Raw genomic sequence first — 21,259 nt, forward strand, 5'->3', positions numbered from 1 at the left:
AGGCTCCGGCTCCAGGAGCACGCACGACGACAAGAAGGGTGGCCGCGGAACTCTCCGCGGCCACCCTTCTTGTTGTGCGCCGGTTCAGCTGCTGTGCGCAGGTTCAGCCCAGCCCGCGGGCGTCCTGCTTGAGCGCCGTGTCGACGGTGAGCGCCGTCGCGATGACGAGGCTCAGCAGGGGCTCGGGAAGCTGGTAGTGGATCTGGAGGACGTAGTTGTCCGCCGTGGTGAACATCGTCTTGGCGAGGCCTTCCCAGGTCTTGGTGATCCGGGCGACCTCGTTGTCCGTGTGGTCGACGATGGCGAAGTTCCAGGCGCGCCAGTTCTCCGCCTTGATCGCGCCGACCTGCTGGCCGTTGACGTTGATCGCGAAGTTGATCTTCCCGATCATGTTCTGCTGCACGATCTCGCCGACGGGCTGTCCGTCCGGACGCTCCACGACCACCCGCGACTTGATGAACTTCGCGGGACGCGTGAGCCGCAGCACCGGCTGCCCGTAGGCGTCACGGATCTCCAGCTTGTGCGTCATGTACTGGTCGAGGCTGGAGACGAAGCGGATCGCCTTCTTCAGACCGCTCTGACCGACCTCGACGACCGCGCCGAGCTGGTTGCCCTGCTGGTCCATGACCTTGTACTCGTTGGTCAGCTCGATCAGCTTGGCCTTCTGGTTCACCACCAGGACCGGCTCGGTGAACAGCGTGCCACCACCGGCGCCGCCGCCCGTGACACCCGCCTGCCGCTGCACCTGCTGCTGCACGCGAGGGTCGGGAGCGGCCGCCGGCTGTCCGTACGGCTGCTGGGCCTGCTGCGGAATCGTCGGCCCCGCCGGGGCCGCCTGGTCCGCATTGGTGTGCTCGGTCCACTGCGAGCCGTCCCAGTAACGCAACGTCTGGGGCGCACCGTGCGGATCCGGGTACCAACCTGCAGGAGTGTTCGAATGCGTGGTCACCGGGGCACACTACCGTGAGCCGGCCGGAAATTGACCAGAGCCGAGATATCCATCAGAAGGTGACGATCGCCGGGTCGCTCACACCCGCGTGACCGTTCTCCACATGTCCGGCGAACCGCCTCAGGAACCCCGCGTCCGCCGTGGACACGACGGTCAGGTCGTACCAGCGCCGGCTCGCCCGCAGGTCCACCGTGTGCCGCACGGTCGCGCCCGCCCGCACCTTGAACGAGATCGGCCGCCCTCCGTAGCCGCCCGCGAGCTTGAGCTCGACCGTGCCGGAGCCCTTGTTGGTGAAGGTCAGCTCCACGTTCTCGCCGACGTGGCGTGCGGTGACCTCGGGTCCCGCGGTCTTGCCGGGGCCCTTGAAGACGCGCAGGAAGCCGTTGGGACCGTGCACCGTCAGGTCGTACGAGCCGCCGGAGTACGCCGAGTTCCAGGTGTCGGAGACGGTCTTGCCGGCCTCGGTGGTGTACGTCCAGGGGCCGTCGGCGCGGTTGCCGGAGGTGACGAAGAAGGCGGCGCCGGCCTTGGCACCCGAACCGAAGGTGAGCGTGAACTTCCCGGCCGCCGCGTCCGCCGAACCGTCCACGAGGGGCGCGTACTTGAGCGGGCGGGCCGGGCGCGAACCGCGCTCCTGCCGGGGCAGCACGGGGTTCGCGGGCGGGGTCGGCACATAGTCGGGGTGCCGGTCGTGGTCCGGCGGCTGGTAGCCGTCGGTGTCCGGCAGCACGACCGGCTTGGTGTCCTTGCACGAGAAGTCGAAGGCGGCGGTGAGGTCGCCGCTGATCGCGCGCCGCCAGGGCGAGATGTTGGGCTCGTGCACGCCGAAGCGGCGCTCCATGAACCGGATGATGGAGGTGTGGTCGAGGGTCTCGGAGCAGACGAAACCGCCCTTGCTCCAGGGCGAGACGACGAGCATCGGCACCCGCTGGCCGAGTCCGTACGGTCCCGCGGCACGGCCGGCGTCGCCCTTGTAGAGGTCCGGGCCGACGTCGACCGTGGACTTGCCCTGCGCGTCCGACTGCGGCGGGAACGGCGGCACGAGGTGGTCGAAGAAACCGTCGTTCTCGTCGTAGGTGATGAACAGGGCCGTCTTCGCCCACACCTCGGGGTTGGAGGTCAGCGCGTCCAGGACCTGGGAGATGTACCAAGCACCGTAGTTCGCGGGCCAGTTGGGGTGCTCGGTGAAGGCCTCGGGCGCGACGATCCACGAGACCTCGGGCAGCTTCTTGCCCTTGACGTCGGCCTTCAGCTGGTCGAAGAAGCCCTCGCCCTTGCGGGCGTCGGTGCCGGTGCGGGCCTTGTCGTAGAGCGCGTCACCGGGCTTGGCGTTGCGATACCGGTTGAAGTACAGCAGCGAGTTGTCACCGTAGTTGCCGCGGTAGGCGTCCGGGATCCAGCCCCAGGAGCCGTTCGCGTCGAGGCCGTCACCGACGTCCTGGTAGATCTTCCAGGAGACCCCGGCGGCCTCCAGCCGCTCCGGGTACGTCGTCCAGTCGTAGCCCACCTCGTCGTTGCCGAGGACCGGGCCGCCGCCCTTGCCGTCGTTGCCCGTGTAACCCGTCCACATGTAGTAGCGGTTCGGGTCCGTGGAGCCGATGAACGAGCAGTGGTACGCGTCGCAGATGGTGAACGCGTCGGCGAGCGCGTAGTGGAACGGAATGTCCTCGCGCGTCAGGTACGCCATCGTCGTCGACGACTTGGCGGGCACCCACTTGTCGTACTTGCCCGCGTTGAACGCGGTGTGCCCGTCGCTCCAGCCGTGCGGGAGGTCCTGGATGAACTGCAGGCCCAGGTTGTCGGCGGCGGGACGGAAGGGCAGCACCTCCTTGGTGCCGTCCGACTGGTGCCAGACCGACTTGCCGCTGGGCAGCGTGGACGGGCGGGGGTCACCGAAACCACGGACGCCTCTGAGCGAGCCGAAGTAGTGGTCGAAGGACCGGTTCTCCTGCATCAGCACGACGATGTGCTCGACGTCGTCGATCGTGCCGGACCCGTGGTGCGCGGGCAGGGCGGCGGCGCGCTCGATGCTGTTCGACAGCGCGGTGAACGCCGCGGTACCACCGGCGAGTTGGAGGAAGCGGCGTCGGTTCACTTGAGGCATGACTGAGTGACCTCTTGTCCTGACGTGGTGCTGTGGATGGGACCTGCGCGGGGGGAGTGTTCCAAGAGGAACGAATGTCGGGGAAGACCCCGTGGCGCCGGTGTGACGCACAGGGGTCTGCGATGCGAACACCAGCGCGCGTGCCGTCCGCGCCGATGCGCGGTCCCAGGCGCCCTTGCGAAGAAGGGCGGCCCAGGTCCGGATTCAGGCGCCCTTGCGGAGCAGGGCGGTGATCTCCAGGCCGGTTTCCCGGTCCAGCCTGCCCGGGCAGTCCACGCCCAGCGCGAGGGCCAGGTCACGGCCGTGGAGGTCCACCGTGGACTCGACCAGCTCGGCGAAGGCGTCCATCGCCGCCCGGCCCCGGCGTGCTCCGAGCATCGCCAGGCCGAACGCGATCAGGGCGGACGGCCACCACCAGACGGCGACCAGCAGGTACGGCAGGCTCCATGCGGCGAGGCGGACGGCGTCGTCGTAGACCTCCCGCGCGGTGCGCAGTTCGGTGCGGGTGTCGGCGGACAGGACCAGCCAGAGCCGGGACCAGGCGGAGTCGAGGTCGAGCCGGTAGGCCTGGTGGACGCGCAGGTCGAGGGCGCGGACGCGATCGCCGCTCCAGCAGGGGTGGGCGGGCTCCACCAGGGATGTCCGGTTGCGCACCGCGGCGAGTCGCGCGAGCTCTCGGACCGTGCCGGGGTCGAGGGGCGGCCCCTGCTCGACGGCTCGCGCGTCCACTCGCGCGTAGGCGTCCTCGGCCGCCCGCCACCTCCCTCGCCGACGCTCGGTCAGTCGCCCGCCGAGCGGCCGTACCGGTGCGGGCCAGTCCCCCGTCCAGAGTCGCTCCACCGCCCCGCCGAGCGCCTGGGCGAGGAGGCCGAGCCCGGCCGAGGCGATCACCGTCGCGGAGACCGCCAGCACCACGCCGCCGGTCGACCGGCTCGCGGGATGCCCGGCCAGGTCGTCGAGCGCGCGGGTGACCCGCCCGACGTCGTACCAGTGCGCCTGGCCCAGCAGCCGCCCCGCCCCGGCGACCGCGAGGAACAGCAGCCCCGAGGGGACGAGGTGGGTGAGCCAGCGCGCGGCCAGGTTCTTGCCCAACTCGGCGAGCACGGCGTTCATGACAGCCTGCGGCGGCGCATCGGCTCGCCGTACAGATGGCAGGTCTCCGGCACCGGCTGGTTGCGGGCCGGGGTCCGGCGGTCGCAGCGGCCCCCCGGGCAGACGTTCGCCTCCACCACCGGGTGCCCTTCCACGGCCGCCGGGAGCCCGCCGATGCCCGCGCCCCGGGTGAACGCGCGCAACCCGGCCGCCACCCCGCAACGGCGCAGCAGTCGGTGCAGGGCGGCCTGTGGACCCGCCGGGTCGCCGTTGCCGCGCAGCGCCCCGAGGATCTCCTCCAACTCCGGCCGGCGCTCGGCCGGCACAAAGCCCCTGATCTCGTCCAGCCGGGCGCAGATGACCGACCGCACCGCCCTCGACTCCACGTCCCCGTCGCCGTCTCCGGTGCGGATTTCCGCCATCCTTGCAACCTCCTTACATGGCAACCGAGTTGAGAGGATACTGGGCGATCACCGACGGTCACGGGGGGTGATGGCGATGTTCTGGCGTCGACGCACGCGGGCACGGGGAGCGGAACAGGACGGATCGGACGGACCGCGGTTCACGTTCAGAGTGATGCCCTCGGAGGCCGAGCTGCGCCGGGCGGCCGAGACGGGCGACCCGCAGGCCCTGAACCAGTACGGCATCAAGCTGCGGCTCGACGGGCGCCTCGAGGAGGCCGTCGAAGTACTCACCGCGGCGGCGGAACAGGGCAGCCAGGACGCCACCGCCAATCTCGCCCTGACCCTGCTCTCGCTGGGGCGCGACGACGAGGCCGCCGCATGGTTCGACCGGAACGGGCCGTTGGGCGAAGCGATGGCCCGACGCATCCGCGAAAAACGCGACGAGCGTGACGCTCCGGGCTCCACCGGGCAGCACGGTTCCTGATGTCCGCGCCGCACGACCTGTTCGGCGCACCCGGGTACGAGCAGCTGCTGGCGGTGCTCGGCGCCGCCGAGGAGTCGCACACCCGGTACGAGCGCACCGGCCGGCTCCCGGACCTGGAACGGGCCCTGGTCCTCTTCGACGCCGTGCTCGACAGGACGCAGAACATCGACCTCCGCGGCGCCGCCATGAACGGGGTCGGCACGGTCCTGTGGTCGCGCTACGAACGGTTCGGCGAACCGGCCGACCTGGACGGGGCCATCACCCTGTTCCGCGAGGCCCTGGCCCCGTACGGGGCGGAGGTCACCGTCGCCACGCCCTCCTATTGGACGAACCTCTCCGGCGCGCTGCGGCTGCGGTGGCTGCGCACGCACGACGCCCGGGACCTGACCGCCTCCGTCGACGCGATCCGCACAGCCCTCGACTCGACCTCGGCGCGGCGCTCCAACCGTCTGAACAGCCTGGGCGACGCGCTGCTGAGCCTCCATCACCTGCACGGCGACTCCGCCGCGCTCGCGGAGGCCGTCGAGACCTTCCGGGCGGCGGTGGCCTGCGCCGAGCTGGGCACGGAGGAGCAGACCTGGGCCCGCTCCAACCTCGCCGAGGCGCTGCGTCTGCATCACCACCAGTCCCCCGACGGCGCCCCGGAAGCGCTCGACGAGGCGGCTCTGCTGGCGCGGGCGGTCCTCGCCGCGGTCCCGCGGCGCCATCGGCTGTATCCGCGGTTCCTGTCGAACCTCGCCTCGATCCTGGCCGAGCGCCATCAGACCCGGGCGGACCCCGCCGACCTGCGCGAGGCCGCCAGGGCCGCCCGCCGGGCGGTCGCCGCGACCCCGGCGGGCCATCCCAACCTGGTGCAGCGCAACGCGGTACTGGCGACCGTACGGCGTCTGGAACTGATCGGCGCGACAGATGTCGCCGCGCCCGCACCCGGGGTTCTCGACGGTGGCGGCGGACGCCGTTCGACGCGCCGCGAACGGCGGGCCCTGCGCGCATGGGTCCGGGCCACCGCCGAGGCGTACGCCACCGCCCCCGAAGGGCACGCGCTGCGCGGGCTCGCCCTGCTGAACCACGGTTCCGCCCTGGGCATGCGGGCGGTGACCGAGGGCGATCCGCACTCCCTTGCGGAGGCGATCGGTCTGTACCGGAAGGCCGCGTCCGACCCGACCATGGACGTCAGCGTCCGGGTGGGCTGCGCGCACCTGTGGGCGCTGAGCCTCATCGGCGGCGGCGAGAGCGGCTCGCCCGACGGCCACGCCGCGGCCATGGAGCCGTTCCGGCTCGCGGTCGAACTGCTGCCGCGCACGGCGTCGTACCGCATCGGACGCATGGACCGCGCACGCCAGTTGGGCAGGTTCGCGGGTCTCGCGCAGGACGCGGCGGCCTGCGCGCTGGAGCTGGCCGACCCCGAACTCGCGCTGCGGCTCCTGGAACAGGGCCGTGGCGTGCTGCTCGCCCAGGCCCTCGGCGCCCGCACGGACACCACGGACCTGCTGAGCCGTCTGCCGGACGAACTCGCCGCCGAGTACGCCCGGTTGATCCCCCAGCTGGACCGCCCCGAAGCCGCCGCCTTCATCTCCTCCGGGCCGGCCGGGACCGGCCCCGGCCACCCGGCCCCTGGCACCCCGCTCGCGGGCGAGGACCGGCACGCCCTCGCCGAACGGTGGGACCGGCTCGTGGCGGCGATCCGACGCGAGCCGGGCTTCGGGGACTTCCTGCGACTCCCCCGCACCGCCGAGATGCTCGCCGGACTCGGTGACGAGGGCCCGGTGGTGATGGTCAACATCAGCCCGCTGCGCTGCGACGCGCTCGTCCTGCGCGAGGGACGGGTGCGGTGCGTACCGCTGACGGCGCTCAGCCATGCGGAGGTCGTCCGCCGGGCCGACGCCTTCCTCGTCGCCGTCCGAACGGCGGGCGACGCCGGGCGGCCCTTGTCCCGCCAGCGCGACGCCCAGTCCGAGATCCGGGAGACGCTCGCCTGGCTGTGGACGGCGGTGACCGAACCGGTCCTGGACACGCTCGGGCGCCGCGCCGACGAGGGGCCCGGCGGGGAGTCCCCGGGACGGATGTGGTGGATCCCCACCGGTCCCCTGTCCGCCCTGCCCCTGCACGCGGCCGGGCGCCACGAGAACGACCGCGACAACCTGCTCGACCGTGCCGTCAGCTCGTACGCCCCGACCGTCAACAGCCTCGTCCACGCCCGGCGCCGCCAGAGCGCACGACAGGACCGGCGGCCGACCGTCCCCACGGCCCCCCTGGTGGTCGCCGTGCCGGCGCCGCCGGGCACGGGGCTCGTGCCACTGGAGGGCGCGCGGGCGGAGGCCGCCCTGCTGGCCGCGCGACCGGGCGCCCGTCTGCTCCTGGGCGAGCAGGCGCTACGCCGGACCGTGCTCGACGCGCTCCCCCACCACCCCTGGGTGCACTTCGCCTGCCACGCCGTCGCCGCCGACGGCGGGGCCGCGACCGGCCAGGTCCTGCTGCACGACCACGACACGGCCCCGCTCACCCTCACCGACATCGCCCGGCTCCGGCTCCCGGCCGCGGAGCTGGCGTACCTCTCGGCGTGTGAGACCACCCGTGGCCGCGGCGAGTACGCCGACGAGGCGCTGCACATCACCGGCGCCTTCCACATGGCCGGCTTCACCCACGTCATCGGCACCCTCTGGGGCGTCGACGACGACACCTCCCAAGAGCTCACCGAACGCTTCTACGCGGCCTTCGGCCCTCGGCATCCCTTCCCACGGCACACGGCGTACGCGCTGCACGCCGCGGTACGCGCCCTGCGCGACGCCGACGAGGGCTACCGCCTGAACCCGAGCCTGTGGGCGCCGTACATCCATGTGGGGCCGTAGGCGTATCGGAGGGTCTCGTCGAGGCCAGCGGTCTGTGCGACCTCGACGTCAGCCCGGTCCAGGGCGACTCCCGCATGGGCGCCCGGCGGCCATCCATGCGGCGTACTCCTGGCGGACGTAGCGGCGACGGCCGGGGTCCGGAGTGAGGGCGTCGGGGTGGTGCGGGCCGGCCACCAGGCCGGGATGGCGACGGTCGTACAGCGCGAGCTGTTCGGCGGTCCGTGCGGCGGCGCCGACCGGGCCGGGGCCGGGGTTGTCCAGGGCCATCCGGTCCATGAGCGCAGCCCTGCGCAGCAGCCAGGCGCGTTCGGCGGCCGTCGCGTCGACCGGCGGGCCGGTGACGGTCCGGACTCGGCGGCCGTCGCGTTCGGCTCCGAGGGCGAGCACCTCGTGCATCTCGCGGCGCAGGCCGGGGGCGTACGCGTACGCCTCGTGCGGAGGCGGCGCGTCGATGACCTCGGCGGTATTCGGGGTGACCCTCATCCTCACGCCTCCGCCGGTGCACCGAGTCCGCAGCGTTTGCAGAGCACCGTGTCGTGGTCGTGGTCGCCGTAGTCGAGGGCCGACAGGTTCGCCGGGGAGGGCACGGGCACCTGCGCCGGGCCCAGGCAGCCATCGACGGGGCACGGCTTGTGGGTCGCGAAGGCGCAACCGGTACGGCCATCGGGCGATCCGGTGCCGGTCATGCCGAGCACCTCAGGCAGGCTCGGACTTCGCGGCCGCCGCGCGTCTGGTGGACCTCGGTGGACTGTGCGAGGTGCTCGACGATGCCGGTGCCGCGGCCGTGTTCGTCCGGGGCGATGTCGGGGCGAAGGTGCTCCACGGCCATTCCGGAGTCACGGACCACTATGTGCAACGTGCCGTGGTCGAGGACGAGCAGTAGCGTCATGCGCTCGCGTCCGTACTGGGCGGCGTTGGCGGCGAGTTCGTCGACGATGAGAACGGCGGAGTCCCGTTCGCTCGCCGGAACGCTCCAGGTCTCCAGCAGATCGGCCGCGAAGTGACGAACGGCGGAGACGTGCGCCTCCTGCGCGGGCAGGGTGAGCAGCGCCTGGTGGCGGCGGTTCCGGGTGAGCAGCGAGCTCGGGCGGGGGGAATCGGTTACAAACATGGTCTTCTGACTCTTCTGTGGATGTGCGGAGACCGGAAATGGGGGACCGCCAATGACTTCGAGGGGCGGTCGGTAGGCCGGATCCTGCATAGGAGCGCTCATCCAGTTCCACGGGCGGCGCATGCCGAACGGTTCGAGTCGTTCGCGCCTTTTGCTCAATTTCTTCTGGGTCAGGTCCATGCCGAGGCCAGGCCCTGTTGAGGCCAGGGCATCGCCTTTGACCTCCTCCCGGCGGGGGTTGAGGTGAACGCCGCACCTCCCGGCACACCGTCAGGAGTCGGCTCCGGATACGCAGGGAGCCCGCCCGACGCCACGTCGGGCGGGCTCCGTGCCCCCTCACGCCTGCATCGTGACCAGCTTCTGACCGTTGCCTGCGACGATCTCGAAGTGCTCGATGTCTCCCGGAGACAGGGCGACCGCCCCTGTGATCGTGGTGCCGGGAAGGTACTCGCCCGCCCGCCAGCTGGCGCCGTCCACCCTGGCCCCGCCGGGCCTGACCGCCTGCAGCCGGCAGGTGATTCCGGCCGGCGCCCCCTTGGCGGTGACCTGAAGGACACTGCCCCAGGCAGAGGGCGAGACCTTGACCGAGGCGGTGACGCCGGTGGCCGGATCACTTCCGGAGAAGGTGCGCCAGGCAGTCGGCGCGGTCGGCCCGGGCTGCGTCGCCTGACTGCCCACCGATCCGGTGGCCGCCAGCCAGGTGCCGCCGGCCGCTGCCGCGATGAACGTCAGGGAGGCGGCGGCGCCGGCCAGTTGCAGACGCCAGGTCCTGCGGCGCCGGGCCGCGGCCTGCTGGAGCAGCCTCTCCAGCACACCCGCCCGCGGCACCGCAGGCACGGCGGGCCGTGCGGGCGAGGAACCCTGAGCGCTCTCGGCTGCCCGCGCCACCAGCCGGTCGGCCAGGTCCGCGTCGGCCGCCGGCGCCGTCTCGCCCGCGGCTTCGGCTGCGGTCACCGTCGTCAGCAGCGCGGGCAGTCCCGCCAGCTGGGCGTGTTCGGCCCGGCACTCGGCGCATTCCTCGAGGTGGGCGCGCGCTTGTTCCGTCTCCGCCGGGGACAGCGTGCCCAGGACGTATCCGCCCAGCGCCAGCCGGAGGGCGTCGTGCTCCGCGCTCATGCTCATGGTCGCCACCTCCCGCATGCCACGGTCATGGCTCGATGCCCCGTTCCAGCAGCGCCAGCCGCAGGGCGTGCAGGGCGTAGTACGTCCGCGACTTCACGGTGCCCAGCGGGACGCCCAGCACCCGGGCGGCCTCCGCCATGGTCCGGCCCCGGTAGTAGGTCTCCAGCAGGACCGCGCGATGGTCCGGGGACAGCGTCCGGATGGCGTCGGCCACCGCCCAGCTCTGCAGTGCCTGCTCGATCTCGTCCTCGCCCGGCGCCTGCTCGGCGGCTCGCTCCAGCGCCTCGCCGCCGACCTCGGCCGGTCTGGCCTGCCGGGCCCGGTGGGCGTCGATGACCAGGTGCCGGGCCACCGTGCACAGCCATGCCCGGGCCGGGCCGCGTGCCGGGTCGAACGCGGCGGGATGCTGCCACGCTCGCAGCAGCGTCTCCTGCACGACATCCTCCGCCCATTGCCAGTCTCCTGAGGTCAGTCGCAGCACGTAGTGGAACAGGGGGCCTGCGTGCTCCGCGTACAGAGTGCGCAGCAGTTCCTCGTCTGCGGTCGAAAGGGTCCCTTTACCAGAGACACGGTGCGCGGAGTCATCCGGATCGGTCCTTTGGTCACGTTTTCGGGAACTCCAGGGCATAAGACGATCATCGCGTACATATATCGCTTTGTCGTGTAACGCACGGCGCGGTGCAGGTGACACTCCGCGAGCGGAGCACCCAGGGGCCGGCCGGTCTATGGCGATCGCCAAGAAACGTCATAAAAAGTGCATATCTACCGAACCGAGCGCCGCCGTCGCCCGTGGATCCAGACAAGAGCCGATTCACGCGGCACTCCTCCTCCACTCCCGACACTCCACTCCCCACACGACAAGGAGGGATCAGAGGTGACCGAGAGACACGACGCGGCGCACTCGCCCATGGCGCCCGGCCACACTCGCCCCGCGCACACCACGACAGCGGTCCTGCGGAGCGCTCGACACAGACGATGCGCCACTCGCGGCCCCGGAAGGGGAACTGCCGCATGCCACCCGCGACTTCGCGGCACGCGAGGGCGGACGCACAGTGCGGCGCACGGCTGGGCGACCGGCCGGCACATTCCCCGTCCCCGCCTTGATCAGTGAGGAACGAACACCATGTACCTGAACTTTCGTGCACCAGGCCGACGATCACGCGCCGCGGCCGGGTCGGCCGTCGCCGCCGCCGTCGCGTTGGGGCTCCTCAGCGCATGCGGCCAGTCGTCGCCTTCCTCGTCCACCGCAACCGGCGCCCTCACACCCGGTCCAGCACAGCACCGGATGGCCGGGATGCCCGGTGCCACCGGACCGGGGAACACGGCGGGCTCCGCTCCCGGCACCTCGCCGATGCCCAGCATGAGCATGCCCATGAGCCCCCCGAGCTCGGGCGCGCAGGCCGCGCCGGTGACCGGAGACGCCGTGGCGATCAAGAACTTCGCGTTCTCCCCGGCCACGCTCAAGGTCAACGTGGGCACGACGGTGACCTGGACCAATCAGGACACCGACGCCCACACCGTCACCAGCGCGGGATCGGGCGGCCCGTTGCATTCGGCAGCCCTGAACACCCACGCGACCTACAGCTACACGTTCACCAAGCCCGGCACCTACTCCTACCTCTGCACCATCCATCCGTTCATGACCGCCACCGTGGAGGTGACCTGATGACCGGTTACTACGACAGTCACGACGCCGCACCGGCCGGCGATGCCGAGCAGCCCGCCACGGAGCACGGCATGTCCCGGCGCCAACTCCTCCGCCACGCGGGGTGGTTCGGTGGCGCCGTGGTGCTGACCGTGGCCAGTGGAGAGGTGATCAGCCACATCGCCGACGCCCGGGAGAGCAACTCCCTGGCCCCCGTCGGCGCCGCCGCGGCAGCGAACGGCTCGCTGCGGTTCGTGCAGGTCTCCGACAGCCACATCGGGTTCCAGGGCCCGGCGAACATGGATGTGGCCGGCTCATTCACCGAAGCGATCAACCAGGTCAACTCGCTCGGATTCAGGCCCGACTTCGTCATGCACAGCGGCGACCTGACCCACCTGTCCACGGCCGGGCAGTTCGACCAGGTCAAGCAGATGATGACCGGTATGCAGACAGACCGTGTCTTCACCGTGCCGGGCGAGCACGACTCCATCGGCGACGCGGGCCGCGCCTACCGGCAGACCTTCGGCATGGGCACACTCGGCGATGGCTGGTACAGCTTCGACACCCACGGCGTGCACTTCATCGCCCTGGTCAACACGCTGAGCCTGGAGAAGCTCGGCCATCTCGGCAACGACCAGATCGACTTCGTCCGCAAGGACATCGCCGGCCTGTCGTCGGACACCCCCCTCGTGGTCTTCAGCCACATCCCGCTGTTCGCGATGTATCCGCAGTGGGGCTGGAGCACCGATGACGCCCTCAAGGTCATCGCCCTCCTGCGCCGCTTCTCCTCCGTGACCTGTCTCAACGGGCACGTCCATCAACTGTTCACCAAGACAGAGGGCAACATCACCTTCCACTCCGCCACCACCACCGCCTATCCCCTGCCCAAGCCGGGCCGCGCCCCCGCCCCCACACCGCAGGTCGTCCCCGCCCGGCAGCTCAAGGACGCGCTCGGCATCCGCACCGTCGGCTACGACCAAGGGGACCGCGAACTGGCCATCAAGGATCGGAGGCTGGCATGAGCACCCACAGACTCCTCGCCCCCGCCCTGCGATCGGCGAGCGCCGCCACCCTCGCCGCCGGCGGATTCATACACGCCCAGCTCTACGTCGGCGAGTACCGCTTCCTCCACATCATCGGCCCCCTGTTCCTGCTCCAGGCCAGCGCCTCCTTCGCCCTCGCCGCCCTGCTGGCGATGGGAACACCACCGCTGCTGCTGAGGGCCGCCGCGGCCGGCGTCACGCTCGGCGCCCTCGCCGGATTCACCGCCTCACGCACCGTGGGCGTCTTCGGATTCACCGAACACGGCCTGCAACCTGCCCCACAAGCCGTCCTCAGCCTCCTCACCGAAACCGCCACGCTGCTGCTCCTCGCGATCTGGCAGATGACCGTGGCAGCGCAACACCGCGCGGGATGGCCCGGAACCAAGGAGCATCCGCGAGCACCAACAGCCAGAGCAACCCCCTGAACAGCCATTTCACGGAAGCCCTTCCGCCTGGCAGAAGCGGCCTTGCCGAGTTGCCGCAAGCGTCACGACCCTGAGTCCAACCACGGCACGCGGGGCGACGGCGCCCCGCCGACAGGGACGGGAACGCCATGCCTCACATCACCGCCTTCGCCAGGAACCAGTGGTACGTCGCCGCCTACACGCACGAGGTCGGGCGGGAGCTGCTCGGGCGGACGATCCTCGGTGAACCGCTCGTCTTCTACCGGACGGAGGACGACGGGACGGCCGTCGCGCTGGCGGACCGGTGTGTGCACCGCCGCTTCCCGCTCTCGGAGAGCCGGCTCGACGGCGACAGGATCGTGTGCGGCTACCACGGGTTCACGTACGACACGACCGGCAGCTGCGTGTACGTGCCGGGGCAAAAACGCATACCGCGCACGGCCCGGGTCGCCTCGTACCCCGTCGTCGAGCAGGACTCCTTCGTCTGGGTCTGGATCGGCGACCCGGCGCTCGCCGACCCGGACAGCATCCCCCGCGCCCGGCACATGGACTCGCCGGACTGGACCACCGTCTGCGGCATGGAGCCCATCGACGCCGACTACGGGCTGCTGGTCGACAATCTGCTCGACCTCTCGCACGAGACGTATCTGCACGGCGGCTACATCGGCACCCCCGAAGTCGCCGAGACACCGATCACCACCGAGGTCGACGAGGGCGCGGGCATCGTGCGGGTCAGCCGGCACATGGACGACGCCGAGTGTCCCCCGTTCTACGCCCGTTCGACCGGCATCGAGGGCCGGATCACCCGCTGGCAGGACATCGAGTACCACGCGCCGTGCCTGTATCTGCTGCACAGCCGGATCGCCCCGGTCGGGGTGCTGCCGGAGGCGGACGGCGGCGACCCGAACGGCTTCCACACCGAGATCACCTACGCGATCACTCCGTCGAGCGACGGCCATGTCTACGACTTCTGGGCGGTCTCCCGGGACTTCGCGCGGAACGACGAGGAAGTCACCACGTTCCTGCGGGACTTCAACCACACCGTGGTCATGCAGGACGTCGACGCGCTCAACCTGCTGCAGAAGACCCTCGGCACCGAGCGGACGGGCTACCAGGAGCTGAGCATCAACATCGACACCGGCGGTCTCGCGGCCCGCCGCATCCTCGCCCGCCTGGTCGAGGAGGGCGACAAGCCGATGGAGAAGGTGCTGTGACCACGCCTCCCCGCTTCGCAACCCGCAAGATCTACCGCATCGACTGGATCCCGGGCACCGATGTGCTGCACGGGACCTGCCACTGCGGTGCAGAGCACAGCGCCCAGGACCCGATCGAGATGTGGGAGTGGATGCTCGGCCACCCCGAGGGACATCGGCCGCGGGAGTCACGGGGGCTTGGATCATGAGCTCCTACGAAGTCGAACTCGTCGTGCGGGAGAGGGAGTTCGTCGCCGATGGCGTGCTCTCCCTCACCCTGCGCCACCCGCTCGGCGAGGAACTCCCCGCCTGGGAGCCCGGCGCCCACGTCGACGTGGCGCTCGGGGCCGGCCTCGAACGGCAGTACTCGCTGTGCGGGGATCCCGCGGACCGTCGGGCGTGGCGGATCGCGGTGCTGCGGGAACCGGACGGGCGCGGCGGATCCTCGTATGTGCACGAGCAGTTGGGCCCGGGCGACAAGGTCCAGGTCCGCGGCCCGCGCAACCACTTCGCGCTCGCGCCCGCCGCCCGCTACCGCTTCGTCGCGGGCGGCATCGGCATCACCCCGATCCTGCCGATGCTCGCCGCGGCGCAGGCGGCGGGCGCCGAGTGGACGCTGCTGTACGGCGGGCGGACACGCGACTCCATGGCGTTCACCGGGGAGTTGGAGCGGTACGGGGACCGGGTGACCGTCGCTCCGCAGGACGAGTGCGGACTGCTGGACCTCGACTCCGTCCTGACCGGGGTCCCCGAGGGCACGCTCGTCTACTGCTGCGGTCCCGGCCCGCTGCTGGACGCGGTGGAGGCGCGCTGCCCCGCCGGGCTGCTGCGCGTCGAGCGTTTCCGGCCGAAGGTCCAGGAGACGGGCGGGGACGGCGAGTTCGAGGTGGAGCTCGCGCGCAGCGGTCGCACGCTGACCGTCCCCGCGGATGTCTCCGTGCTCGACACCGTGCGCGGCGCGGGCGTCGAGGTGCTCTTCTCCTGCACCGAGGGCACCTGCGGGACCTGTGAGACGGATGTCCTCGAAGGGACCCCGGACCACCGGGACTCGGTGCTCACGGACGAGGAGCGGGAGGCGGGCGAGACCATGCTGATCTGTGTCTCCCGGTGCCTCGGGAAGCGGCTCGTACTGGATCTGTGAGCCGCGGGGCCCTGGAGGCCCGCCTCGGCACGGCCCCGTCCCGGGCGGGCCCGACCCCAACCAACTGTCAACAATATCGTTGGCCAAAGCCATTGACCTCGCCGTACGAGGGCTCTACCTTCCCGCTGAGCACCCATTGCGGTGCGCGCGCAGCCTGTCGGAACAATGTCGTCTGCACAGGAGGAGCCATGCGTCGTCTGCTCGCCGGTCTCGCGGTCGGATCCTTTCTGGTCGCCGCGTCGGCCTGCGGTTCGTCCGGCGGCGATGGCGCCTCGGACAAGAACGCGTCGTCCGGCGGTACCACCACGGTCAAGGTAGGGGTCATCCCGATCGTCGATGTCGCGCCGCTCTACCTGGGCCGGCAGAAGGGCTTCTACAGCAAGCGCGGTCTGAAGCTGTCCATGACGACCGCGCAGGGCGGCGCGGCGATCGTGCCGGGAGTGGTCAGCGGCCAGTTCCAGTTCGGGTTCAGCAACATGACCTCGCTGATGATCGCCCAGAGCCGCAACGTGCCCGTGAAGGCCGTCGTCAACGGGGTCGCCTCGACGGGCGTGGCGGGCAAGGACTTCGGCGCCATCACCGTGAAGAAGGGCAGCCCGATCAAGTCCGCGAAGGAACTGGAGGGGAAGAAGGTCGCGGTCAACACGCTGAAGAACATCAACGAGACGGCGGTGCGCGAGTCGGTGCGCAAGACGGGCGGTGACCCGTCCAAGGTGAAGTTCGTCGAGCTGGCCTTCGACCAGATGCCCGCCGCCCTCGACAGCGGCCAGATCGACGCCGCGATGGTGGTCGAGCCGGCGCTCGCCACCGTCAAGAGCCAGGGCGCCACGGAGATCGCCTCGTCCCTGGTCGACGTCGCCAAGGACCTCACCGTGGCGATGTACTTCACCTCGACGCAGTACGAGCAGAAGAACCCCGACGTGGTGAAGAAGTTCCAGGAGGCGACCGCGGAGTCCCTCGCCTACGCCGACGCCCACCCGGACGAGGTCCGCCAGGCCGTCACCACGTACACGAAGATCCCGGCGGCGACACTGGCCCAGGTCACCCTTCCGAAGTGGCCGGCCGAGCCGAACCGTGCGTCGATCGAGGCGCTGGAGAAACTGGGCGAGCAGGACGGGCTGTTCAAGTCGACGCCCGACCTCGACAAGCTGCTGCCGTGAGGGGGGCGAACGCCGCGCTGGGCGCTGCCGGGCTCGCGGCCTTCCTCGCGCTGGGCGAGGCGGTGCCGCGGCTCGGTCTCGTCAAGGAGGCGTACTTCCCGCCGACCAGCCGCATCGCCGGCGCGCTCGGCCAGGAGGTCACCGACCACGCCTTCTGGACGGCGCTCGGCGACACCCTGACCGGCTGGGCGCTGGGCCTGGCGATCGCGGTCGGCGCGGGTGTCGTCGTGGGGCTGCTCGTCTCGGTCGTGCCGTATCTGCGCGAGGCCACCGCCTCGACCATCGAGTTCCTGCGCCCGATCCCCTCCGTCGCCCTGATCCCCCTCGCCGTCCTGCTCTACGGCACCGAACTGCGCTCCGTCCTCCTCCTCGTCGTGTACGCCTCGTTCTGGCAGGTCCTCGTCCAGGTCCTGTACGGCGTCCAGGACGTCGACCCGGTGGCCGAGGAGACGGCCCGCTCGTACGGCCTCGGCCCGTGGGCACGCGTCCGGCACGTCCTGTGGCCCACGGCCCTCCCCTACGTCATGACGGGCGTCCGGCTCGCCGCCGCGGTGGCCCTCATCCTCGCCGTGACCGCCGAACTCGTCATCGGAGCACCGGGGCTGGGCGCGCGCATCGCGGTCGCCGAGTCCTCGCAGGCGGTCCCCGACATGTACGCGCTGGTTGTGGTCACCGGTCTGCTCGGGCTGCTCATCAACGTGGGCGCCCGTACGGTGGAGCGCCGGGCGCTGGCCTGGCACCAGTCGGTGCGCGGGGAGGTGACGGTGTGAGGCACCTCCTGATGCGGCTGCTCTTCGTCGTCGCGCTGCCCGCGCTGCTCGTCGCGGTCTGGTGGCTGGCGTCCGACGGCAGTACGAACGTGTACTGGCCACCGCTGCGCACGATCCTCAGGACCTTCCCGGACGTCTGGACGAGCGAGCGGCTGCGCTCCGACCTCGTGCCCAGCGTGCTGCGACTGCTGGCCGGGTACGCGGCGGCGGCCGTCGTGGGCGTGGCGCTGGGCACGGTCATCGGCTCGTACCGGCGTGTGCGAGCCGTGTGCGAGCCGGTCCTGGAGTTTCTGCGCGCGGTACCGCCCCCCGTCCTGGTCCCCGTCATCATGCTGTTCGCCGGTATCGGCGACACGATGAAGATCGCCGTGATCGCGAGCGGCTGTGTCTGGCCGATCCTGCTCAACACGGTCGAGGGCGTGCGGGCGGTCGACTCGGTGATGGCGGAGACGGCGCGTTCGTACGGCATCACGGGCGTGGCCCGGCTGCGCAGCGTGGTCCTGCGCGCGGCGAGCCCGCAGATCTTCGCGGGCCTGCGCCAGGCCCTGTCCATCGGGATCATCCTGATGGTCATCAGCGAGATGTTCGCGGCCAGCAACGGCCTCGGCTTCACCATCGTCCAGTTCCAGCGGAGCTTCGCGATCCCCGACATGTGGACCGGAATCCTCGTTCTGGGCCTGCTCGGCTTCCTTCTCTCGGTCGTCTTCCATCTGGTCGAGCGCCGGGTGCTCGGCTGGTACCACGGTCTGCGCGCGGTGTCCCGGCGGTCTCCGTGAAGCTCGCGAAAGGGCGGTCCATGCACGCGTCTCTTGTCGTATCCGGTCTGAACAAGGTCTACGAGGGTTCCGGCCGCCAGGTGGAGGCGGTGCGCAACCTCACCTTCACCGTCGAGGCGGGCGAACTCGTCTGTCTGGTCGGCCCGTCGGGATGCGGCAAGACCACGCTCCTGAAGTGCATGGGCGGGCTGCTGACGCCGACGGCGGGCGAGGTACGGCTGAACGACCGCCCGGTGAGCGGTCCGCCGCCGGGGATGGCGTTCGTGTTCCAGGAGTACGGACGTAGCCTGTTCCCCTGGATGCGGGTCCAGGAGAACGTCGAACTGCCCCTGAGACAGAAGCCGTTGAGCAAGGCACGGCGCCGGGAGCTGGTCACGGACGCGTTGGAGTCGGTCGGGCTCACGGATGCCGCCGGGGCCTACCCGTGGCAGTTGTCCGGCGGGATGCAGCAGCGCGTCGCGATCGCCCGCGCGCTCGCGTACGAGCCCGACGTCCTGCTGATGGACGAGCCGTTCGCGGCGGTCGACGCGCAGACCCGGGCCGATCTGGAGGACCTGGTGCGGGGCCTGTGGCGGGAACGCGGCATCACGATCCTCTTCGTCACGCACGACATCGACGAGGCCGTCTACCTCGGCGAACGGGTCCTGATCCTCTCCGCCTCACCCACCGTCGTACAGGAGCAGCTGAAGGTCGATCTCCCGGACGAGCGGGACCAGTTGCACACCCGGGTCGCCCCGCGCTTCGCCGAGCTGCGGACCCATGTGTACGAGCAGATCCAGGCGGCGAAGCGCGGGGCGGCCTTCGGTCTCAGGACAGATACGCCTCCACCTCGCTGAACTGGGCCGCGGGCCAGCCGGTGTTGGCGGTGACATTGAGCCGGAGGTAGCGCAGGTTCGTGCCGCTGGGCAGGGGGAGCGTCACCGTGTTCCCGGTGGCCGGGTCGAAGCGGTAGTCCTTGGAGGCGACGACCGTCGAGTACGCAGAGCCGTCCGTGCTGCCCAGGACCGACAGGGTCTGGGTGCGCGCCTGCCAGACCGCGGCGGGCGGCAGCTTCAGTACGAGGCGGCGGGCGGGCTGGTTCGAGCCGAGGTCCACCGTCCAGGCCTGCGGGAAGGCGTTGTTGGTGGACTCCCAGTAGCTGTTCGCGTCGCCGTCGACCGCCTTGCCGGGGGTGTAGACGTCCTGCGATCCGGTGGCGGTGGCCGGGCGGCCCTTGGCGAGGTTTCGCGCCGGATCGGGGTCCGGGTTCCCGGCGCCGGGCTGGGGCCAGGTGGAGCAGTCCGCCCAGGTGGTGTCCCAGCCGGAGTTGCCGCCGCCGTTGGTGAGCGTGAAGGCGCCGGAACCGTTCGGGTAGGGGCAGTTGTAGATGCCCGCCGCGCCGACTCCCGTGGCCTGCACATTGCTGAACCTGGCCGCGCCCTGCGACTCGGCCTGGACGACGACCGTGCCGGTGTTCCTGACTGTCGCGCCGTCCACCGTGATGTTCTTGGTCGCGTAGCCGTGGCCGCCGCCCGACACGAACTCGAAGGCACTGTAGGGACTGTCGGTGATCGTCGTACCGGTGATGTTGACGGTCGCCTCGATGGCGCTGTCGTAGGAGTCGACGCGCAGCGCACCCATCGGGTGGTTCCAGTTGGGGTTCATCGCGCCCGCGCGCACGAGGGTGTTCCCGGAGACCGTGATCGTGCCCGCGAGCGGGGAGAAGGGGTCGAGGAACTTCTGGTTGGAGATCGCGATGCCGCTGCCGAGGGCGTTGGTGTCGGCGACCAGGTTGTTCGTCACCGCGAGGTCGGTGCCGCCGTAGATCGCGATGCCGTTGGCGAGGTTCGGCTGCGAGATGGTGTTGTTCTCGAAGCTGCTGTTGGTGTCGGGCGAGTACAGCGACCACATGGCGAGGGCGTCGTCACCGTTGTTGCGCAGGAAGTTGCCCCGCACCCGGACCCCGCGCGCGTTGCCGTTGAGGTTGAGGCCGTCGGCGGTGGTGTCGAGGATGCGGTTGTCCTCGACGACGAGGTTGTCGTTGTTGCCGGTCAGCCAGAGCCCGACCTTGAGGTGCTGGAGCCACATTCCGGAGACGCTGGAGTTCGGGCCCAGGGAGCCGTTGACGAAGTTGTCCGGGTTGGAGTCGACACGCTCGGTGACCTCACCGATGACGGCGAAGTCCTTGAGGTGGACGCCTCCGGACGAGCTGGTCTGGTCGATGAAGCGCGAGGTGTGGACGACGGAGTACCAGTTGCCGGCGCCCTGGAGGGTGACGTTCTGGACGCCGTTCAGCGAGGAGGTGACGCGGTAGTCGCCCGGCGGGATCCACACCACTCCCCCTTGCGCGGCCGAGATCGCGTCCCGGAACGCCTGGGTCGAGTCGCCCTGGCCGCCGGGGTCCGCGCCCTTGTCGGTGACGGACACCGATCCGGCGGGGCGCGTCGCGGCGGCGGCCACCTGCTCGAAGTCGGCCAGGTCCACGGTGACCTGGGTGGACGTCGCCTGCAAGGCCACCTTGTCGCCCGGCTGCACGTTCTGCCCGAGCAGCAGGCGGGCGTTGTCGAAGAAGTGGTGGGTCTTCGCGCCGGCGATCCAACTCGTGTCGACGTAGGAGTACTTGGAGGTGACGGCGAGTGTTCTGGCGAGCTTCTGGCCGTTGACGTAGACGTCGAGGGTGCCGGACTGCCCGTCGGGAACGTTGTAGGACACGTTCACCGCGTTGGCCGCGCGCGGCACGGTGAACTCGACGCGCTGGCCCCCGGTCAGCCGTACCGCCTGCCGTCCGGACGCCTCCGAGGCGAGGGTGCCCTGGGTGTAGTCGGGCCCGATCTTCGCGCCGGTGGTCGTGGCGGACTCCGCCTCGACCGAGGTGAAGGGCAGGTCGGCACCGACGGCCGCGTGTGCGGCGGGTGCGGTCATCACCAGCATGCCGGCCGCCAGGGCGACGGTGGTGGCGGTGACGGTGGCAAAGGTTGGCATGCGCCTGAAGGATCTGAAGCTGTTGTGCATGTGCTGATCCCTTCGTGGTGG

Annotated in this window: 22 protein-coding genes; 12 read left to right on the forward strand and 10 right to left on the reverse strand. The window is 70.8% G+C overall.

The features are described 5' to 3' along the window. Nucleotides 1-103: 103 nt before the first annotated feature. The 4 genes from ACZ69M_RS08435 to ACZ69M_RS08450 form a co-directional block, all read right to left on the reverse strand. The gene (locus tag ACZ69M_RS08435; protein WP_470047822.1) at nucleotides 104-949 is read right to left on the reverse strand and encodes an LURP-one-related family protein; all 846 of its coding nucleotides are present in this window, start codon (nucleotides 947-949) and stop codon (nucleotides 104-106) included. 52 nt (nucleotides 950-1,001) lie between these two features. Continuing rightward, nucleotides 1,002-3,053, reverse strand: coding sequence for a phosphocholine-specific phospholipase C (locus ACZ69M_RS08440; protein WP_470047824.1), 2,052 nt, complete (start codon nucleotides 3,051-3,053; stop codon nucleotides 1,002-1,004). A gap of 204 nt (nucleotides 3,054-3,257) precedes the next feature. Further along, nucleotides 3,258-4,166: a hypothetical protein gene (locus ACZ69M_RS08445; protein WP_470047826.1), complete on the reverse strand. Its 909-nt coding sequence runs from the start codon at nucleotides 4,164-4,166 to the stop codon at nucleotides 3,258-3,260. Then, a complete protein-coding gene (locus ACZ69M_RS08450; RefSeq protein ID WP_470047828.1) occupies nucleotides 4,163-4,567 on the reverse strand; it encodes a hypothetical protein in 405 nt (134 codons plus the stop codon). Before ACZ69M_RS08450 ends, ACZ69M_RS08445 begins: the two co-directional genes overlap by 4 nt. Before the next feature lie 154 nt (nucleotides 4,568-4,721). Between ACZ69M_RS08450 and ACZ69M_RS08455 the strand changes: the two genes are divergently transcribed. Then, a complete protein-coding gene (locus ACZ69M_RS08455; RefSeq protein ID WP_470047830.1) occupies nucleotides 4,722-5,033 on the forward strand; it encodes a hypothetical protein in 312 nt (103 codons plus the stop codon). Then, nucleotides 5,033-7,882: a CHAT domain-containing protein gene (locus ACZ69M_RS08460; protein WP_470047832.1), complete on the forward strand. Its 2,850-nt coding sequence runs from the start codon at nucleotides 5,033-5,035 to the stop codon at nucleotides 7,880-7,882. Before ACZ69M_RS08455 ends, ACZ69M_RS08460 begins: the two co-directional genes overlap by 1 nt. Nucleotides 7,883-7,930: 48 nt before the next feature. Here ACZ69M_RS08460 and ACZ69M_RS08465 read toward each other — a convergent pair whose 3' ends face one another. The 5 genes from ACZ69M_RS08465 to ACZ69M_RS08485 all read right to left on the reverse strand — a co-directional run bounded on the left by ACZ69M_RS08465 (nucleotide 7,931) and on the right by ACZ69M_RS08485 (nucleotide 10,743). Beyond that, nucleotides 7,931-8,365 (reverse strand): hypothetical protein, encoded by a 435-nt coding sequence (locus ACZ69M_RS08465; RefSeq protein WP_470047834.1) that lies wholly within the window; start codon nucleotides 8,363-8,365, stop codon nucleotides 7,931-7,933. A gap of 2 nt (nucleotides 8,366-8,367) precedes the next feature. Next, complete coding sequence (locus ACZ69M_RS08470) at nucleotides 8,368-8,568, reverse strand: hypothetical protein (protein WP_470047836.1); 201 nt, start codon at nucleotides 8,566-8,568, stop codon at nucleotides 8,368-8,370. Continuing rightward, nucleotides 8,565-8,993: an ATP-binding protein gene (locus ACZ69M_RS08475; protein ID WP_470047837.1), complete on the reverse strand. Its 429-nt coding sequence runs from the start codon at nucleotides 8,991-8,993 to the stop codon at nucleotides 8,565-8,567. Before ACZ69M_RS08475 ends, ACZ69M_RS08470 begins: the two co-directional genes overlap by 4 nt. Nucleotides 8,994-9,329: 336 nt before the next feature. Then, on the reverse strand, nucleotides 9,330-10,115 hold the full coding sequence (locus ACZ69M_RS08480; protein WP_470047839.1) for a zf-HC2 domain-containing protein: 786 nt from the start codon (nucleotides 10,113-10,115) through the stop codon (nucleotides 9,330-9,332). 25 nt (nucleotides 10,116-10,140) lie between these two features. Beyond that, nucleotides 10,141-10,743: a sigma-70 family RNA polymerase sigma factor gene (locus ACZ69M_RS08485; protein WP_352047675.1), complete on the reverse strand. Its 603-nt coding sequence runs from the start codon at nucleotides 10,741-10,743 to the stop codon at nucleotides 10,141-10,143. 744 nt (nucleotides 10,744-11,487) lie between these two features. Here ACZ69M_RS08485 and ACZ69M_RS08490 point away from each other — a divergent pair. From ACZ69M_RS08490 to ACZ69M_RS08535, 10 genes are all read left to right on the forward strand, one after another. Beyond that, nucleotides 11,488-11,781, forward strand: coding sequence for a plastocyanin/azurin family copper-binding protein (locus ACZ69M_RS08490; RefSeq protein WP_470047841.1), 294 nt, complete (start codon nucleotides 11,488-11,490; stop codon nucleotides 11,779-11,781). Beyond that, nucleotides 11,781-12,782, forward strand: a complete 1,002-nt coding sequence (locus ACZ69M_RS08495) for a metallophosphoesterase family protein (RefSeq protein WP_470047843.1) — start codon at nucleotides 11,781-11,783, stop codon at nucleotides 12,780-12,782. Before ACZ69M_RS08490 ends, ACZ69M_RS08495 begins: the two co-directional genes overlap by 1 nt. Beyond that, nucleotides 12,779-13,228, forward strand: a complete 450-nt coding sequence (locus ACZ69M_RS08500; RefSeq protein WP_470047845.1) for a hypothetical protein — start codon at nucleotides 12,779-12,781, stop codon at nucleotides 13,226-13,228. Before ACZ69M_RS08495 ends, ACZ69M_RS08500 begins: the two co-directional genes overlap by 4 nt. 128 nt (nucleotides 13,229-13,356) lie before the next feature. Beyond that, nucleotides 13,357-14,421 (forward strand): aromatic ring-hydroxylating dioxygenase subunit alpha, encoded by a 1,065-nt coding sequence (locus ACZ69M_RS08505; protein WP_470047847.1) that lies wholly within the window; start codon nucleotides 13,357-13,359, stop codon nucleotides 14,419-14,421. Beyond that, nucleotides 14,418-14,609 carry a hypothetical protein gene (locus ACZ69M_RS08510; protein ID WP_470047849.1) on the forward strand — a complete coding sequence of 64 codons (192 nt, stop codon included), beginning with the start codon at nucleotides 14,418-14,420 and terminating at the stop codon, nucleotides 14,607-14,609. The genes ACZ69M_RS08505 and ACZ69M_RS08510 overlap by 4 nt, the downstream gene beginning before the upstream one ends. After that, nucleotides 14,606-15,541 carry a PDR/VanB family oxidoreductase gene (locus ACZ69M_RS08515; RefSeq protein ID WP_470047851.1) on the forward strand — a complete coding sequence of 312 codons (936 nt, stop codon included), beginning with the start codon at nucleotides 14,606-14,608 and terminating at the stop codon, nucleotides 15,539-15,541. The genes ACZ69M_RS08510 and ACZ69M_RS08515 overlap by 4 nt, the downstream gene beginning before the upstream one ends. 188 nt (nucleotides 15,542-15,729) lie before the next feature. Continuing rightward, a complete protein-coding gene (locus ACZ69M_RS08520; protein WP_470047853.1) occupies nucleotides 15,730-16,701 on the forward strand; it encodes an ABC transporter substrate-binding protein in 972 nt (323 codons plus the stop codon). Continuing rightward, on the forward strand, nucleotides 16,698-17,471 hold the full coding sequence (locus ACZ69M_RS08525; protein WP_470047855.1) for an ABC transporter permease: 774 nt from the start codon (nucleotides 16,698-16,700) through the stop codon (nucleotides 17,469-17,471). Before ACZ69M_RS08520 ends, ACZ69M_RS08525 begins: the two co-directional genes overlap by 4 nt. Beyond that, nucleotides 17,468-18,247 (forward strand): ABC transporter permease, encoded by a 780-nt coding sequence (locus ACZ69M_RS08530; protein WP_470047857.1) that lies wholly within the window; start codon nucleotides 17,468-17,470, stop codon nucleotides 18,245-18,247. Before ACZ69M_RS08525 ends, ACZ69M_RS08530 begins: the two co-directional genes overlap by 4 nt. Before the next feature lie 20 nt (nucleotides 18,248-18,267). Next, nucleotides 18,268-19,083 (forward strand): ABC transporter ATP-binding protein, encoded by an 816-nt coding sequence (locus ACZ69M_RS08535; protein ID WP_470047859.1) that lies wholly within the window; start codon nucleotides 18,268-18,270, stop codon nucleotides 19,081-19,083. Here ACZ69M_RS08535 and ACZ69M_RS08540 read toward each other — a convergent pair. Next, nucleotides 19,055-21,208, reverse strand: a complete 2,154-nt coding sequence (locus ACZ69M_RS08540; RefSeq protein WP_470047861.1) for a galactose-binding domain-containing protein — start codon at nucleotides 21,206-21,208, stop codon at nucleotides 19,055-19,057. The genes ACZ69M_RS08535 and ACZ69M_RS08540 overlap by 29 nt on opposite strands. Nucleotides 21,209-21,259: the final 51 nt, after the last annotated feature.

This window comes from Streptomyces sp. NPDC107454, assembly GCF_055582885.1.